General features: G+C 61.7%; 14 protein-coding genes and 2 pseudogenes. 6 read left to right on the forward strand and 10 right to left on the reverse strand.

Going from position 1 to position 15,425, the window contains the following annotated elements; all coding sequences use genetic code 11:
- Positions 1 to 10 precede the first annotated feature (10 nt).
- Positions 11 to 2,161, forward strand: a complete 2,151-nt coding sequence (locus NKJ32_RS28895) for a type IV secretory system conjugative DNA transfer family protein (RefSeq protein ID WP_352453431.1) — start codon at positions 11 to 13, stop codon at positions 2,159 to 2,161.
- Between the two features lie 105 nt (positions 2,162 to 2,266).
- On the opposite strand, the gene NKJ32_RS28900 is transcribed toward NKJ32_RS28895, so the two are convergent.
- From NKJ32_RS28900 to NKJ32_RS28910, 3 genes and pseudogenes are all read right to left on the reverse strand, one after another.
- Positions 2,267 to 2,515: a DUF982 domain-containing protein gene (locus tag NKJ32_RS28900; protein ID WP_352453430.1), complete on the reverse strand. Its 249-nt coding sequence runs from the start codon at positions 2,513 to 2,515 to the stop codon at positions 2,267 to 2,269.
- Between the two features lie 40 nt (positions 2,516 to 2,555).
- Entirely contained in the window at positions 2,556 to 4,208 is a 1,653-nt protein-coding gene (locus NKJ32_RS28905; RefSeq protein WP_031195547.1) for an MFS transporter, read from the reverse strand.
- Positions 4,209 to 4,724: 516 nt separating this feature from the next.
- Positions 4,725 to 6,060: pseudogene (locus tag NKJ32_RS28910) on the reverse strand (IS1380 family transposase).
- 180 nt (positions 6,061 to 6,240) lie between these two features.
- Between NKJ32_RS28910 and NKJ32_RS28915 the strand changes: the two are divergent.
- Positions 6,241 to 6,997, forward strand: a pseudogene (locus NKJ32_RS28915) (IS5 family transposase).
- On the opposite strand, the gene NKJ32_RS28920 reads toward NKJ32_RS28915, so the two are convergent.
- The 3 genes from NKJ32_RS28920 to NKJ32_RS28930 form a co-directional block, all read right to left on the reverse strand.
- On the reverse strand, positions 6,985 to 7,983 hold the full coding sequence (locus NKJ32_RS28920) for an NAD(P)H-dependent flavin oxidoreductase (RefSeq protein ID WP_036246111.1): 999 nt from the start codon (positions 7,981 to 7,983) through the stop codon (positions 6,985 to 6,987). The pseudogene NKJ32_RS28915 and the gene NKJ32_RS28920 sit on opposite strands and share 13 nt — an antisense overlap.
- 396 nt (positions 7,984 to 8,379) lie before the next feature.
- Positions 8,380 to 10,620 (reverse strand): relaxase/mobilization nuclease domain-containing protein, encoded by a 2,241-nt coding sequence (locus NKJ32_RS28925; protein ID WP_352453810.1) that lies wholly within the window; start codon positions 10,618 to 10,620, stop codon positions 8,380 to 8,382.
- The gene (locus NKJ32_RS28930) at positions 10,617 to 11,024 is read right to left on the reverse strand and encodes a plasmid mobilization protein (protein WP_352708966.1); all 408 of its coding nucleotides are present in this window, start codon (positions 11,022 to 11,024) and stop codon (positions 10,617 to 10,619) included. Before NKJ32_RS28930 ends, NKJ32_RS28925 begins: the two co-directional genes overlap by 4 nt.
- Before the next feature lie 463 nt (positions 11,025 to 11,487).
- On the opposite strand from NKJ32_RS28930, the gene NKJ32_RS28935 reads away from it, so the two are divergent.
- Both NKJ32_RS28935 and NKJ32_RS28940 read left to right on the forward strand, forming a co-directional pair.
- Positions 11,488 to 12,168 carry a nucleotide-binding protein gene (locus NKJ32_RS28935; RefSeq protein ID WP_352453812.1) on the forward strand — a complete coding sequence of 227 codons (681 nt, stop codon included), beginning with the start codon at positions 11,488 to 11,490 and terminating at the stop codon, positions 12,166 to 12,168.
- On the forward strand, positions 12,165 to 12,575 hold the full coding sequence (locus NKJ32_RS28940; protein ID WP_352453813.1) for a hypothetical protein: 411 nt from the start codon (positions 12,165 to 12,167) through the stop codon (positions 12,573 to 12,575). The genes NKJ32_RS28935 and NKJ32_RS28940 overlap by 4 nt, the downstream gene beginning before the upstream one ends.
- 113 nt (positions 12,576 to 12,688) lie before the next feature.
- On the opposite strand, the gene NKJ32_RS28945 is transcribed toward NKJ32_RS28940, so the two are convergent.
- Together NKJ32_RS28945 and NKJ32_RS28950 are read right to left on the reverse strand one after the other, a co-directional pair.
- Positions 12,689 to 13,030 (reverse strand): hypothetical protein, encoded by a 342-nt coding sequence (locus NKJ32_RS28945; RefSeq protein WP_352829617.1) that lies wholly within the window; start codon positions 13,028 to 13,030, stop codon positions 12,689 to 12,691.
- 57 nt (positions 13,031 to 13,087) lie between these two features.
- A complete protein-coding gene (locus tag NKJ32_RS28950) occupies positions 13,088 to 13,411 on the reverse strand; it encodes a DUF736 domain-containing protein (protein ID WP_023803002.1) in 324 nt (107 codons plus the stop codon).
- 263 nt (positions 13,412 to 13,674) lie between these two features.
- On the opposite strand from NKJ32_RS28950, the gene NKJ32_RS28955 reads away from it, so the two are divergent.
- Positions 13,675 to 13,809, forward strand: a complete 135-nt coding sequence (locus NKJ32_RS28955) for a hypothetical protein (RefSeq protein ID WP_352829619.1) — start codon at positions 13,675 to 13,677, stop codon at positions 13,807 to 13,809.
- 317 nt (positions 13,810 to 14,126) lie between these two features.
- Here NKJ32_RS28955 and NKJ32_RS28960 read toward each other — a convergent pair whose 3' ends face one another.
- On the reverse strand, positions 14,127 to 14,432 hold the full coding sequence (locus NKJ32_RS28960) for a hypothetical protein (protein WP_352829620.1): 306 nt from the start codon (positions 14,430 to 14,432) through the stop codon (positions 14,127 to 14,129).
- Between NKJ32_RS28960 and NKJ32_RS28965 the strand changes: the two genes are divergently transcribed.
- Positions 14,431 to 14,637, forward strand: a complete 207-nt coding sequence (locus NKJ32_RS28965; RefSeq protein WP_352829621.1) for a hypothetical protein — start codon at positions 14,431 to 14,433, stop codon at positions 14,635 to 14,637. The two genes, NKJ32_RS28960 and NKJ32_RS28965, sit on opposite strands and share 2 nt — an antisense overlap.
- A 253-nt stretch (positions 14,638 to 14,890) precedes the next feature.
- On the opposite strand, the gene NKJ32_RS28970 is transcribed toward NKJ32_RS28965, so the two are convergent.
- Positions 14,891 to 15,340: an N-acetyltransferase gene (locus NKJ32_RS28970; RefSeq protein ID WP_352453817.1), complete on the reverse strand. Its 450-nt coding sequence runs from the start codon at positions 15,338 to 15,340 to the stop codon at positions 14,891 to 14,893.
- Positions 15,341 to 15,425 lie beyond the last annotated feature (85 nt).

Genomic DNA, 15,425 nt, shown 5'->3' on the forward strand with positions numbered 1-15,425 from the left:
GGGTCTATCCATGCAGAAAATCGCAACAGCAATTTTCATGGTGCTCATGGCGATGGCCCTGGGCGCCCTGGCCTTCACGGTCGCCTATGCCGCGACAGATTGGTTCAGGACTGGCTCCCACGTCCTGTTCGACCAGTTGAACGCCAATCCCTTGCCGGTCGTTCGTCTGGCCTGGGCGGATACGATAGCGAGGAATTTTGGCCGGGTACAATACGCCGTTGCCGCGGGAGCATTAGGGTTTCTCTTGCCACTGGTCAGCTTGTTTCTCATGCGTCCGAGAAAGCGCAATGATTCTCGCTTCATGACGATGAGCGACGTATCGAAAACCGGCCTGACGAAAGTTGGCGGCGTCTTCATCGGTCGAGCCGGCGGCAGGCTTACCGGAATTCTGTCGCCCGGCCGCGATCAGCGCTCCGGCAAGATCCGCTTGATGCAGCGCAGGCTGATCGGCGGCAAGAAATTGTGGATTGATGGCGATGATGTCGGCGGATTCGTCATAGGGCCGCCGCGCTCCGGTAAAGGCACTTCTCTCATCATCCCGAACGCCCTGACCTGGCCGCATTCGTTCGTGGTCCTCGACCTGCGTGGCGAGACCTATGCGGCCACCGCCGGCTACCGTTCAACCATGAGCCGCGTGGTGCGTTTCGCGCCAGCTGATCCCGACGGCAACACCGCATGCTACAATCCCATGGACTTTATTTCACTGGATTCGGCGCAGCGCGACATTGACCTTCGCAATATCGCTGCGGCGCTGTTTCCGCGACCGCCCTCAAATTCAGACCCGTATTGGGTTAATGACGCCCGCCTCCTTTTTACCGGCATAGCGTCCTTCGTCATGGAATCGCCAGCGATCCCGAACGAGAAGAAGACCTTTGCCACAATCCTCGAGATCATGAACGGCGCCGAGCAGCCGCTCCTGGAATTCATCGGCTCGCTGCGCGAGGAACGCCGCCGCGAATGCTCGCATTTCACGCTGCAAACCTTGCTGCCATATTTTGAGATGTCTGAGCGGCAGTTTTCCGGAATCTACGCCGGCGTCCGCACCGGCATGGCCCCCTTTCTCAACGAGCGCCTAATGCGAGCTACGTCGCGCAGCACGTTCGATATTCGCAAGCTCAAGCGCGACCGGATCTCTCTTTATCTCGACGTGCGGCGCGAGCAGATTACGTCGCTTGGACCGTTGTTCAACGTCCTGATTACGCAGATGATGAACTTCATGTCGGAAAGTCTGCCGCAGCCCGGCGAGCATCCGGTACTTGTGCTGCTCGACGAGTTCCAGAACCTCGGCAAGCTCGAGAACGTGACCGAAATGGCGAGCGTGCTCGGCGGCAACGGTGTTTCGATGTGGTTTTTCGTACAGTCGCTGAAGGCTGTAGACGAGATCTATCGCCAGGAGGGGCGCAAGACACTCATCAACGCCGCTCGCGTGCAGATCTTTTTCGGTGCGCAGGACGCTGACGATCTGCGCTACGTTTCCGAGCAACTCGGCGAAACGTCGGACGTGCAAAAGGACGTGACGCGCACCAAGGCAACGTTGTTCGACACTTATTACACGCGCTCGGTCCACCGAAAGGAAGTGCGGCGGCCCCTGATGCGGCCGGATGAAATCCGCACGCTCGACAAGAACAAGGTCATCATTTTGCCGCGTGGCGAACTGCCAATCCTCGGCACGCGCAATTTCTATTTCGCCGACGGCCAGCTCGCCAAACGCGCGTTCATGCCCCTGCCCGCCTATACCGACGCTTCGCGCACGAAAAGCCGTGCGTTGGACTCCTCTGCGGCGGTTCAATCTACTGCGCTCCCAACTATTGTGCCGAAAGCACCGGCGTACCGCTCAGGCCTCTTGCAGACGCGCCTGCGGCGCGGCGCGACATTTGCCGCAAAAGCGGGTCGTATGGCTCTGCCGCAGGGCCGGCGCGCAATCGTAAAAGAACGGCTGAAATCAACAGACGCTGTAGCCGTACCAGTTTATGCAGCCATAGATTTTTCCGCGTTGGCGGCTAAAGCGGTCACGACAAGGATAGCACCCGATAAAGAAGCGGCGGTGGCGGCGATCCTGAACAATGTGCGCTCTCTCCGGGCCCACGCATCCGACAAAGAAGCTTTCGACCGAAATTTGAGCGTCGTCGAAGACACCTTGCCCGATGTAGTCGACGGGTAGGAACTGCTGCGCCCTGCTCGTGTCAGATAGAAGAGCGGCAACGTCATGCCTCAGGCCTTCCGTATCAGCCGCCAGTTGCCGGGCGGTGCCGCTTGAGCACTCCAGTCAATCGCAGCGTAGAATCTTTGCTTCGCGCGCGACCGCGACGAAAGCCCTGCGGGCGGCGGGTGGATGAAGCTCACCTCGTATAACCTTCAGACAGGCGTCCATAGCTGCCCTGTGCTTCTCCGTCTGACGACCAGCAAGATCCCGCAGCAGGATGGAGGCCGCATCATTAACATCGAACACGGTGCGTTCTGTATAGCGGCCAATCTGAATCACAACTGGCCTCTCAAATCTTACCAAGCCGGTCATCTACCCTCACCCTTGAAGCTCTATTGACAACAGCCTGCGATCACCGGCGGAAGAAAAATCGCGTCGGTTGATCCCGCTTGCGGGTTGCCCCGGTCGGCCGCTCAATCGAAAGTTTAGTAAGAGGTGGGTTTCCACCCATGTTCAATTCGAGCAGACGTTGGTCCAATTCCTTGTCCGCCGCTGTGAGGCGATGGTTAAGGCGCAGATAGTCCATCCAGGTCGGCGTGCGGAAGGTTTCTGTCCAAAGCGAGGAATCCTGAAGATCGCGCTGGAGGTTCCAGTGCCTGGCGCCGACACGGCTTTGCACTCGCCGTCGTTCCTGCATCTGATCGAGGAAAGCTTCGACGTTTGCCTCCGGTATTGAGTACTCGATCTTGATGACGATCGGGCCGCTTCTCGGCTTCAGGTCGAGAGCGAGTTGCGGTGTCTCGAAGCCAAAAGGATCCTGATCGGAGTCTTGCCATTGACGGATCGGCAACAGGAACCCGGTGGCCGCGACCATCAGTAGCGCAGCAGCTGAAATCTCCAGGGCTGAGGCAAGCGAATAGTTCTCAGCCACCGTACCCCACAGCCAACTGCCGGCCGCGATACCACCCGACGAAAGGGCATAATAGATCGAGAGCGTGCGACCAACGACCCACCTTGGGCTTGCCAATTGAACGCTTACGTCGAGCCCCGTCCAGGTGACAACCCATCCCGCGCCGCCGAGCGCCAGCGCAATAGCCGCCACTGCCACTGAAGACGTGAGAGCAAGAGATAAACAACACGCCGCGCAAGCAATGCATGCCAGTATTGTCAGTCGCTCCTGGGAGAGCGACCGTCTCAAAACATTGTTGCAGATGCCGACGCACAAGGCGCCGGTCCCGAAGCCAGCCATCAGGATGCCATAAACGATCGGTCCTCCGCCTAATTGATCGCGGGCAACGACAGGCAGGAGCGCGAGTATGGAGATGCTGGTCAGGCCAAAAAGCGCGCCACGCGCGATTGCCGCCTTGATCTCCGCCGATAGCGCCGTGAAGCGCGCTCCGTCATGAATGGCCGTGGTCAATGGCTCGCGCGGGAGGGGGGACGAGCGAACATCCCATTTGCGGCGCCCTATGGTCCACAGCAGCGCTAGATAGGTCAGCGTCGCCACAGCGAAAGCTGTCAAAGGTCCAAAGGAGGCAACGACAATGCCACCAAGCGCCGGACCGACGCTTCGAACAGCGTTATATCCAACCGAGATGAGCGTAACCGCGGCTGGAACTTCGCGTTTTCGTAAGATGTCGCCGACCGACGCGTGCCAAGCGGGATCGGTGAAAGCGGCGCCCGCTCCGGCCAAACAGCTGAATGCAAGAACCATCCATGGATTGAAAATTCCCAAGCCTGCAAGAACCGTCAGCATCGCCGAGGACAGCGCTATCACGGACCAGCCAGCGAACATCAGGTTGCGGCGGCTGAAATTATCAGCCAGGGCTCCGGCGATGATCGACAGGATGAATGTAGGCAACGTCGTCGAAGCCTGCACCAAGGCGACCATCACGTCGGAAGTCGAAATGGTCGCCATCAGCCAACTGATGGCGACAGTTTGAATTAGCCAGCCAAAGCTGGACACCTGCGTAGCAAGCCAGATCGATCGGAAAGTTGCATTCTCGAGCGGCGCAAATGTCGCCGACGAAGCTGGAGTCGCATCTGCGGGCGCCACCCTGCTCATTGGGTTGAGCCCTCCCCTCGGTCTATCGGTCGCGTTTAGAGGTGCCCTCCCGGCGCAGGTGCCCGTGGAGGAATAGCAGCATGAGCGCATTTGCTAGGGATAGCGCAAGACAATTCTACACCGCCGGCGCTCTGGCCGAAGCGATTACTTGGTCTGGAAGAAAAGGCGGATGCAGCCTGACCGCAAATCGGGCATCGCACCGAGTTAGGAATTGCCGCCTTCGGGAAGGAGACCTTCATTCCGCGCGGGAAACGATGCCCATGGAAAGCCTGGGACGACGGCGCCGATTTCTATCAGAGAGCTGGCCCGCAGCGGATTCAACGAAGCCGGGCCACACCTACCTAGCCGCCTTGATGCACGGCGATAAGCTTTTGACGGCCTGAAGCGACGTTGTGGTCGCCGTTGCGGTGCTTTTCCACGCGCCTCGTCAGGCGCCGGGATTGCTCCGTCGTGATGGCAGGCGGGGGTTTGCAGGTTGCGGTCGACGGGTTCGTTTCGGGGCGTCTGCCCCCATCGTTATGTCGCGAGTTGGGGGATGCGATCGAGGACGATGCGCAGGATGCGCTGGTCGGGGCACGATGTCGGCAGGTGCAGGCGGATTTGCGATTTCATCTCGACCACCCGCGCAGCGATTTTGATGAGGCGCAATCGCAGCGTGTCGAATTGGGCGACGGCAAAGCTCGAGCGCCTCGGCATCGCGGCCCGCAAGCCCCACATCAACCAGTAAGCACCGGCATGCAGGAATAGCCGGAACTGGTTGGCCGTCGCTCTGGTGCAGGATGTGCGGTCGGCGGCAAGATGCGTCTTCCACGACTTGATGTGGTTCTCGGCCGCGCCGCGCCGGCAGTAGACATCCTCGTAGAGCGCCTTGGCCTTCCCACCGGCAAGGTTGGTGACGACGAAGCGGATATCGCCACCTTGGGCGCCGACCTCGACCCGCGCGATGATGCGCTCGACGCGGCTCCAACTAGCGGCCAACGAACTCCTTGAACCTGCGGACCTTGCCTGTCTTGGCCGACGCTTCGAAGCGCGCCGTCGTGCTGGCCTCCAGATCCGCGACATGCTTGCGCAGGGTCGTGGTGGGCGCGAGGCCAAAGATGAAGTCGACGTCGTTGGCGCGGCACCAGTCGATGACCTGCGGGTTGCAATAATGGCTATCGCCGCGGAGCAGGATTCGAATGTTCGGCCAGTTGATCCGGATCGCCCGCACCAGACGGCGCAGGTGGGGGCGGATCTCAGCCCCACTCGGCCGCTTGGCCGGTCGCAGGATCGCGCTGACGAACCGTCCCGCACCATCGAACACGACGATCGGCTGGAAGCCGTACTCGTCATGGTGGGCATTGAACAGGCGAAGCTGTTGGCCTCCGTGCACAGCGTCGAAGGTGTCGTCAATGTCGCGTACGATCCGCTTCGGCACCTGCCGGAACGAGGCGCAATAGAGATCGACCATCGCCCGTCCCATCGCGACCAGCTCCCGCACGCCGGGTAGGTTCTCCAGCCGGCACAGCGTCGATTGCGACGCCAGATCCCGACCCGACGGCAGCGCATCCTGGGCCATCTTGAAGACCGGATCGCGGCGCAGCCGGTTGGCGTCGTTGCCGTCCTCGTAGCCGGCGGCGATCATCTTCATGCGAAAGCCGATCATGTCCGCCAGGCTGTGGACGACCTGGTCCGGGCAGCGCGGATCGTCGATGCAACGCGCCAGACGCTCGGCCACCCGCAACCGCTTTTCCACCTCGGCCAAGGCCAGAACGCCGCTGTTGGACGACAGCATGCCGCCGTCGAAACGGGCGACGACGGACTTGCCGCCGACTGATGACAAACCGCTCAGCGGCAGCGCAAGATCGTTCATGGTGGGTGTGGTCTCCGGGAAATGGTTCGGATCGGCTTAAGCAACCAAATCCTACGTCATTTCAACGGCTTGCGCCACATCCACCAACCCCCATGAATTTTTCAGGCTAGGATCCGGACCCATCAAGGGATTCCACTGACGGTGATTTTATGAGTCACGGTCTCCAAAGGGAGGCCACAGATGAATCGCGATTATTTCTGGCTGACGGAGGGAGCAGGTTTCGCGGCCGCAGGCGCTGCTGCCAACCGACACGCGCGGCAAGCCAAGAATCGATGACCGCCGAGCGATTGGCGGCATCGTCCATGTCCTCAAGTCCGGCGGCCGCTGGGTCGATGCCCCGCAAGTCTACGGGCCGAGAAAGACGCTCTACAATCGCTTTGTCCGATGGGCTGCCAAAGGCGTTTGGGTCGACATCTTCCACGCCCTGGCCTCGGCTGGCGGTCCTCCGGCTGAGGTCCTGATCGACTCTTCGGCCGTGAAGGCGCATCGCTGCGCTTCTGGCGGCAAAGGGGGGAGCAAAATCAGGCGATCGGCCGGTCGCGCGGTGGGCGAACCACGAAGATCCACGCCCTGACCGATGGCCTGTGCCGCCCGATCGCTTTCCTCTTGACCGGTGGCCAGGTCGCCGATTGCAGCGCCGGAGATTTGCTTCTGGAGCAGATGCCCAAGAGCCCGATCCTGCACGCCGACAAGGACTATGATACCAATGCCATTCGCCACAGGTCTAGGCTAAAGGGGCGATGCCGAACATTCCGCCGAAGCCAACCGGCGCTGGAAGAACTGCTTCTCCCCGTTCCTCTACCGTGATCGCAACGCCATCGAGCGCATGTTCGGACGGCTCAAGGATTTCCGCCGCATCGCCACCAGATACGATCGATCGGCCACGAACTTCCTCGCTGCCGTCTGCCTAGCCGCTACGGTCAGTTACTGGCTGTGACAGTTGTCCTCGACAAACAGAAGCGAACTTGCGCCCTGAAGCAGGGTGATCGCTTCAGAAACGGTGCGAAGGAGTATGTCACTCGCCGGCTCGATGTCGTGGATGAGGCCGGCGGCCTCACCAATCATGATCGCGGCTATTGTGGGATCGCCGCTTGCCCACGCTTCCCGGTAGGCAGCGGACTGCGCGTCAATGTCGGCAAGGAGATGGGCCTCATTGCCGTGCCAGGCTTCCGTAAAAGCATTCTTCCGAACGCGCAGTGAAAACCGCGATGGCCAATCCAGGCGGCGCGCTAGGTCCATCACCGAGGTTCGAACCGTGTCGTCTCCGGTCGCGGCAAGGGCAGCCTGGTGCAGATTTGGATGAACGAGAGCCTCCAACGAGGCCCAGAAACGTGATCCCATCACGACGCCATCAGCGCCAAGCATCAGCGCCGCTGCAAGCCCACGACCATCGGCGATGCCGCCGGCCGCGCAGATGAGCGTGTCCGGCGCCCGTCGCCGTACCAAGTTCGCGACCTCCGGAACAAATGTGAATGTCGCTCGCTTCTCACCGTGACCGCCGGCTTCCGCGCCTTGGGCGACGACAATGTCGGCTCCGGCATCAAGAGCGCGGCGCGCGTCGTCGAGGCTCTGGACCTGGCAGATCAAGGGGACCCCGGCGGCCCGTATTGCCGGCGAAAAAGGCGCCGGGTCGCCAAAGGATAGGAAAATCGCACTTGGTCGCCGCTCCAGGGCCTTATCGAGTAGGCGCGGGTTCCTGGCGAGTGACCAAGTTATGAAGCCGCAGCCGACAGGTCGGTTGCCAGATCGCTCGAACTCTCGCGTCAGCCAATCAGCGTCGCCATAGCCGCCGCCGATAAGCCCAAGCCCTCCGGCTGAACTGACCGCACCTGCGAGTTCCCCGCCCGATGCGAATGCCATCGGCGCGCTGATGATCGGATGCTGCAGTTTAAGCCGATCAGTGAGACGGGTTACGATGCGCATCATCACTCCAATAGATTGCCTTGAGTATCGCAGGTTCGGTTGATCCTATCGAGCCCCGCTCAGCGCCCGCGACTAACGGCAACCAGAGCCGCCAGCGCAGTCGACCGACGGTTATGAGTCCGGACCCTAACCCATCAGCAAACTTACGACCGGGCTTTGAGCCCGTCACCGATCGATCCTATGGCGCTGCGGTTACCTGGACCGACCTGAAACCAGCCTGTCCCAGCCTTAGCTTCAGTCCATCCAGCAATGCGGCACGAAGCAGATTTCAAGATCATGCGCGGCGTGAGATCTGCGTGGCCATCATCCTGAACCTCGTAGGCGCCAAATGGGCCTCGGCACATGAGGTCACTAACACTCTCGGTCTCTTTAGCCGCAGGCGGCAGTGAGCTCGGCTCAGCGCTCGTAATCGTTATCATTTGAGCGCTGGGTCTTGCGGTCCTGCTCTTCCGACTGCCGTGCCTTCTGTTTGTTGGCGTCCTTCTGCTTGGCTGCCACCTTCTCCTGCTCGGTGCCGGTGCGCGGCTGCTCCGGCTCGCGGGGATCGTCCCGAGTTGGAAGGTCTCGCCCTCGCGGCTCGCGCTCGGGGATCGGCTCGCCACCGCCACCACCACGACGCTGCTGCCGCTCGAATTGCAGCCGCGCGAGACGGTCGTGCATCTTGTCGTTCACCTCTTCACGATACTGTTCGAACTGTCCTTGATGCGCCGGCGGCAGCGTCTCGCGCATGTTGTCCAGAGCCTGATTGACGCGGGCCATCTGACGCCGCATTTCCAAGGGGGTCTGCGCCATGTCCAAATCTCCTATCAGTGCATTCAATTCTCTCATACCGGGATGGGACAGGAAAGACTTTTGCCCCGATTGATCAGCTCCGCGACCCGCGGCAGGACCTGGCTGCTGTCCCTCCCCTGTCCGATCGCGACGGAACCGCAGAAAATTGTTGCCGATCGACTCCGCTGCCGTGAGAGCCTGACCGACTATGCCCGCGGTCCGCATCGTCGTCACAGTCTTTTGCCATGCGGCAGCGATTGCATCGCCGTTCACGACTAGGGATTGTCCATCCAAACGGCGTTGCCGCTTGGCCTCCACTCGCTCGATCGTCCTGGCGCTGACCTGATAGCGCGGATCGCTCTGGGCGCGGCTATAAGCCCCGGCATGCTCCTTCGTGAACGGACGCGTCATCGCATGGTCCATGCGCCGCGTCGCCACCATCGCAATGCCGTTCTCGCGTGCTTTTTCCGCAAAGGTCTCGCGCCAGGCTGCGAGATCCGGCTTGTAGAATTTCAGGCGCTCGCCGTCGGCTGACCGTGCCTGCACCATTGCATGGATATGGACGTGCTTGGTGTCGTTGTGATGCGCCAGGACGAACTTGTATCCTGGCGCTCGCTCCTCGAGCACGCCGCGCGCCGCGGCCATGACGGCGTTGGCATCGGTGCCGGCTCTTGCCGAGAAAAGCAGGTGATAGGCATTGCGGCGTTCACGCCCCGAAAACTGCGGGCGCCATTGTTCGTACACCGCAGCCGCAGCCTTGGTGGAACTCTTCACCCCAGGCACGGGCTCGCCATTTGCGTGGCGGACGTGGCTGTTGGTGCGGATGAACTTCTGCAGGAAATATTTCGCTTTAGGTTCACGGCTCACGGCCGCCGTTACCTCTGCCTTGGCTACCAGCCCCGCCGCGCCCATTGCTTCGGACAAGCGCGCCTCGATCTTGTCGAGCGCCTTGCTGCGCGAATTTTCCCGACCGCCGGCCAGCACCTTGGCGAGCGGTCCGGCCCGCTCATCGGTGTGCGCGTATACCTGCACCGTCTGTCCATCCTGCGCATAGAGGAACGGTTTTGCACCGAAGGCCTTGTTCAACGCCTCGCTCAAGGCGGCATCGCTGACCTCGCCGGCGAGGTCGAAACGAGCTTCGATAAAATTGGTATTTTCCAAGGGCGGTTCGAACGTTTCGCAAAACGTCTCCAGGAACGCCTTTCGTGCGGCACCTGTCGCAAGCACCTGCCCATCCTCGTCGAAAATCTCGATGTCGTGTTTCTCGCCTTTTTCGTCGTCGCGCTTACCGATGTAATTGAGCAGCCGGGCGGCGGCTTCCTTGGTCGACGGAGGATTGGGCATGACCTTAAACACGGCAGGCTGCGCACCCGCCGCATAGCCTGCCCGTGCCGCCACGGCGCGCGCCCGATAGCCCGCCCGCGCCGCTCGTCCTGTAGCGCTCGCGCGATCGGTACCACGGCCGCCGCCGCCGCGCCGCTTCCAGTCTTCCTCCTCCTCTTCCGGCCGGAAACCGGCGAGCGTGGCGCCATAGACCATGATCGGGGCGCTAGCGGCCCTGGGCAAACTCGCAGCAGCAGTGGACTTCGGTGCCCTGCTCGACATGGAGCTCCCCGCCACTCCTGTCCCTCCCGGCGACGAACGAGGGGCGTTCCTGCCGCCACCTCCCATCGAGCCTGCTTGTCCTTGCCCGAGGCGTCCGCCGCCGCCGGCCCGCTCATGACTGTTCATCGCCTGGAATTCACCGGCCTCGCGTCGGGCGCTCGTCAGAGACTCGTCGTTGTCCAGGTCCTCGCGCTTCGCTCCCGACTCGCCCCGCAGATAGCGTTCGATTTCGGCCGCGTAGCCAGCAAGACGACCGCTCATGGCCTGGCCTCCCTCGCCTTGCGTGACCCGCCAGTCATCGCCTTCAGTTCCTCGCGAAAATGCCGCACCAGGTCTCCCACGGCGATCAGCGCCTGCTCAAGATTCTCGTCAGAAGGAATGCGGCCGTCGTTCATGGCACGCACGGCTTGATTGAAATTGACGCCGACGCGCCGCAGCTGATCAGTCATCTCCACGATCGCCGGCCGCAACGCCTCTGACGCGATAGGCAGATGCCCGGCCTCTGCCCGCACAAGACGCCGCACGACTTCGCTGACGGTCACGCCGTCCCGCTCCGCAATGGCTTTGAGGCTGGCCAGCTCGTCAGCCGAAAACCGGATGTGCGTCACCTCGCCATAGCGTCGTGACGCACTCTTCACCGCGGCTTTCTGGGCGTCTGCATCCATCTCTCAAGCCCGTTGCGGGCGCTAAGGCCCGCCAGGGCTGCGCCGCCTATTTTGTGTGTATCACAAAATAGGCTATCCTGCCAGGAAGAAGCAGAAATGATTGAGGGCGTGTTTTCTCACCAGCGCAGTTGTCGACGGCACAGCCCGACTCAAGCGTCGCAATGTCTCCATCGTGATTTGTTGTGATGTGGCGTTGAAGACTTGTTTCCATGTTAACATGGAAACATCAGGGCGGTCTGCACTCCGGTCAGCCCGGCAGATCATTCCTCGCATGAAGATGGCAACCGCCGCGTTGGTGACTGCACCCTGAACGAGCCCTTATCGGTGCGCGCCTGGGTTGCCAAACCAGTCTTCCCCGTTGACTATGTCACCATGTTTTGACCGTGATATCGTTCCCTGTGTCCATGATGACTTATGTCCTTGTTAACATGGACACAGGGAGCCCACGCCGGAAAGAGGCCCCATGATCATCTCCGCTGCGATCCCCAAGGGCGGCACTGGCAAATCGACGATGCTGCGCGCGCTCGCATCCGTCGCGCTGCATCGGGGCTATTCGGTCACTCTCATCGACGGCGACCGGCGGCAGAACATGAACCGCTGGTTCCAGATGCTGGGTGAGGCTGGCAATCGTCCTGACAGGCTGCAACTGGTGAGCGCGATGACCCCGCAGGAAGTCCTTGACGCCGCAGCCATTCACAACGGTGAGCGCTCCGTCGTATTGATCGATACGGAAGGCACCACAAATGACAACCTCATGGCCGGGCTCTACGCCGCCGACATTGTTGTCGTGCCGGTCTATTTTGCCCTCGACGATGTGACCGCCGCCATCCAGATCACTGACCACTACATCCCGCTGGCGGTCGAGAGCCGGGGTAGACCGCTGCCTGCGATATTCGTGCTGACCAAGCAGACCATCATCGATGGCAGGGCGCGAGCCCTGACCGAACTGCGCGCCATCATCCAGGCCAACGGCACGCCGATTGCAGAACACGTCCTGCACAATCGTGTTGCCTACCGCGATCTTCAGACCGGGCAGACCCTTTACAGCCATGGGGTGCCTGATGCGAAGGCGATTGCCGAGAGCGAAGGGGTCTTCGACGACCTTCTGCAAACCTTCATCGAAGCCACAAGGAACGCGGCATGAGTGAAGAAACCGCACCGAAACCCGGTCACGACAAGAAAGCCCGCATGATGAAGGCGATTTCCACGCAGCCGCCGGCACTGCCGAGCATGTTCATTTCATCGCCGAAGATCGAGGCGCAGAAGCTGGAGCCGAATGTCGGATCGGCGATGTCGCAGACGCCCGAGCCGGCATCGGGTGCAAGCCCTGACTTTCGCAAGCTGCTGCGGCAGGGTCAGAAAAAGGATCCGATAGCCGGCAAGAAGATTCGCGACGAGGAGATGATCCGCTGCGGGTATTACCTGACGGCTGCGGAGCAGCGCCATTTCAAGCTGCTGGCGATCAGCAACGGCCACAGCATGACCGAACTGCTGCGAAAGGCTGTGCAGGATTATATCCGCATTCATAAGCACAAACTGCCGAAGGAATGACCGACGGTATGGAGCCGCTATCGCCTGTTGCGACAGGTGATGTTCGTGGCTCTTGCTATGTGCGAAAAAAAGGGCCCGCGACGATACTTCGTCGCGGGCCCTGAGATGTTTGCCTACTTGGATTGGTTGAGGTGTTTCAGCAGTTGACCAAGGAAGTCGTCCCGCTCCGGAAGCGCACTGGCTGCCGCTTTGTCGCCGACCAGCTTTGCCGCCAGTTTGGGCGACAACGGCATGAAGTCGTAGCCGTGTGAGATGGCTGCATGGCGAAGATCGTCAAGCGCTTCGAACGCGCGATCGCGGGTGCCAAGCCAAAGACGGGGCTCGTCGGTTTCCTGGTGCGGGAACGCTTGCAGGAAGTAGGTCCGAAGCGGTGGGTCGTAGCCGATGACAGCGTCTGGATCGGAGTGGCCCTTTCCGGTGACGGTGCCAGTGACAGTGATAGTGTAGCGGCTCATTGCAACCTCCTTTTGCCGGTGGGGAGCCGGCCCCTTGCGGGGCCGGCCACCGATGCCTCACTGGGGGTTGTTCCAGAGGATGACCTTCTTGTTCTCCTCGCCGCCCGGGGCGGGTGCGAGGTTGCCGAAGATGACGCCGATCTCAGGCGCTTCCAGCTTGACGGAGAGGTATTCCTCGCCCGAACGCTGGGAGGTGCGGTGCCAGCCGGCTCCGATCTCGAAGCCAGTGCGCTTGTTGACGATCCGGTAGTCGGGCGCGTCCTCGCGCGACTTGTTGGTGTTCGGGATCAGGGTGATCGGGGCGTTGACCCGGAGCGTGGCAAAGACGCCTTCCATCGAGCCGTCGGCCTTGGTGGTGAGGTTTGCGATCGTGGTGGCCATGGTAGTTCTCCTTCGCTTGCATCGGGACCATTCCCGATGGCGCCAAAGGAGAGGGCCGTCCTGCTGCGGTCATCTCGGCGAAAATTCTGGAAAATTCTATTTGCCTAGAAATAACGGGCAGGCCTTCGCCTTTCCGCAGACAAAAACAGAAATCGAATTTTCCTGAATATTCGCCGAGTGTACCCCCAACGGGGGTTGACCGCACAAAGCAGGCGGTCGTCTACAAAGGCGACATGAAACGGGAATGGCCCCGGATGCGGCAGATGGACAAGAACTCAGGCCGCCATCGCTTGACCGCCGTCGCAACGCTGCCGGATCTCAGGAAAAGGCTTACCCCGCCAGCCTCTCGGGTCATCGTCTGCGTCGTCAAATACCTCGAACAGCAGCCTGGCGCGTGAACCGCCTTGCGTGTTCGGCATGGCGGCACAGCGGTTTCGAGTTCGGAACCGACTGGCAGCGAACTTCACGCCCCTCTCGGCGAGGCCTCGCAACCAGGTTGGATGACCAAGTAAGCCAGGATGTTCGGCACGCTTGCACCCGCTTCAGATGCGAGACAGATCAAGATGATCATCTTGCACAACGCCTCGCGGCTCTGCGCGTGGGCCGGTTTTGAGAGAGGCCGGCCCCGGCCGTTTATAAAGTGGAGTTGGGGGGCGGGGCAGGATCAAGCATATCGAATCGGACCCGCCGGGCTGTCAGGGGGACCGCCCGTACATCATCCTGGCAACGCCCGACGCTCGTCCGGCGTCATGCGGGCTTCGGCTTGGCGGCGAATGTCCGGACCGACATGGCGGAGCATGGCGCACCAGTCTTCCACATTGTACGTCGTCGCCATGCTGCCCCTGGCCAGATCGTAAATGACGCACGGCTTGTTCGCGATGGCGAGCCGAAGCACGTTGACGGCCGTCCCGGGTGATGCGCCATCCCAGATCATCATGCCAAAGTCGGCGCGCCGCGCCATCTCCCGGTCTTTGGCAGCGTGGAACCAATACCCCGTGAGCGCCTTCAGGAGACGGGACATGGTAGGCAGCCCAGTCGCCCAGATTGTTGCGAGGTTCCTTGCCCGCATGGAAGACCCCGACATGTTCGTAGCCGTAGCCAGCGAGCAGGCCCTGCGCCTCGGCATCGGCCCCAGACGCGTCGCCAATCAGCACGCCGTGCTCTGCAGCGACGATCGCGCCGATGCGAGCGATGGCAGGTTCCGGCAGCTCGAATATCTCGCGTGATCCACCTATGAATATCATCGACATCGTGACTTTCCCTTCTCTCTAGCGCCCCCCGCCCCGCGCCGGCCGCCCTCTCCCTCGCCCCTGCGAGAGGGATCGTCACCCGAAGGCCGAGACGGCGAAAGCCGGCCCGGGGAGCGGCGAGGCGCCGCGACTAGAGCCCGGCCGGGCGTAGGGCGGCGCGCCCGGACCCTGCCGCTGGTGCTCATGCGCTCGATCCAGGAGTGAGCTTCTGGCTGGCCGACAAAAGCCACTAGCTCCACGCGCGTAACGCCTCCGGCACGATCCGACCCTGTTGATCGGACAACTCGCCCTCGACCACCGCGATGCCGGGCAAGGCGTCGGCAGCGGCCCGGTCAAGGACGCGCTGCATCGCTGCGTCGCCGGCGCCGACATCGTGGTGGGCCGCGCGGTGGTGGTGCGGGCGATCGATGACTGATTGTCGCGCGGGAATGAATCCCTGCGGCGGCCGCCGGCCGGTGCGGATGGCGCGCGGTGCGCTGTTTGGCTGGATCACGCCTGGCGCGAGGCCGTAATAGCCGACGACTGCGTCCTGGTCGTGAACGATCTGGACGCGGGTAAACCCGCGGGCCTGGTTCGTTCGGGCGAAGCCGGCCAGCCAGGCGTCGAGCGCGGCTTTGCTGCAATCGAAGCTGCCGAGGCGGTGCGCGTCGTTGAGGAGTTCGATGCCTGAAAGCGCCACCTAGAGCGTCGGACGTTCAGTTTGAATCGCGAGGGATTCCAGTGAGGCGTGGTTCATGATTCACTTCCTGTAGGAGGTGATTTGC

The organism is Mesorhizobium sp. M0159 (assembly GCF_040322295.1).
In the GTDB taxonomy this organism is placed as follows: domain Bacteria; phylum Pseudomonadota; class Alphaproteobacteria; order Rhizobiales; family Rhizobiaceae; genus Mesorhizobium.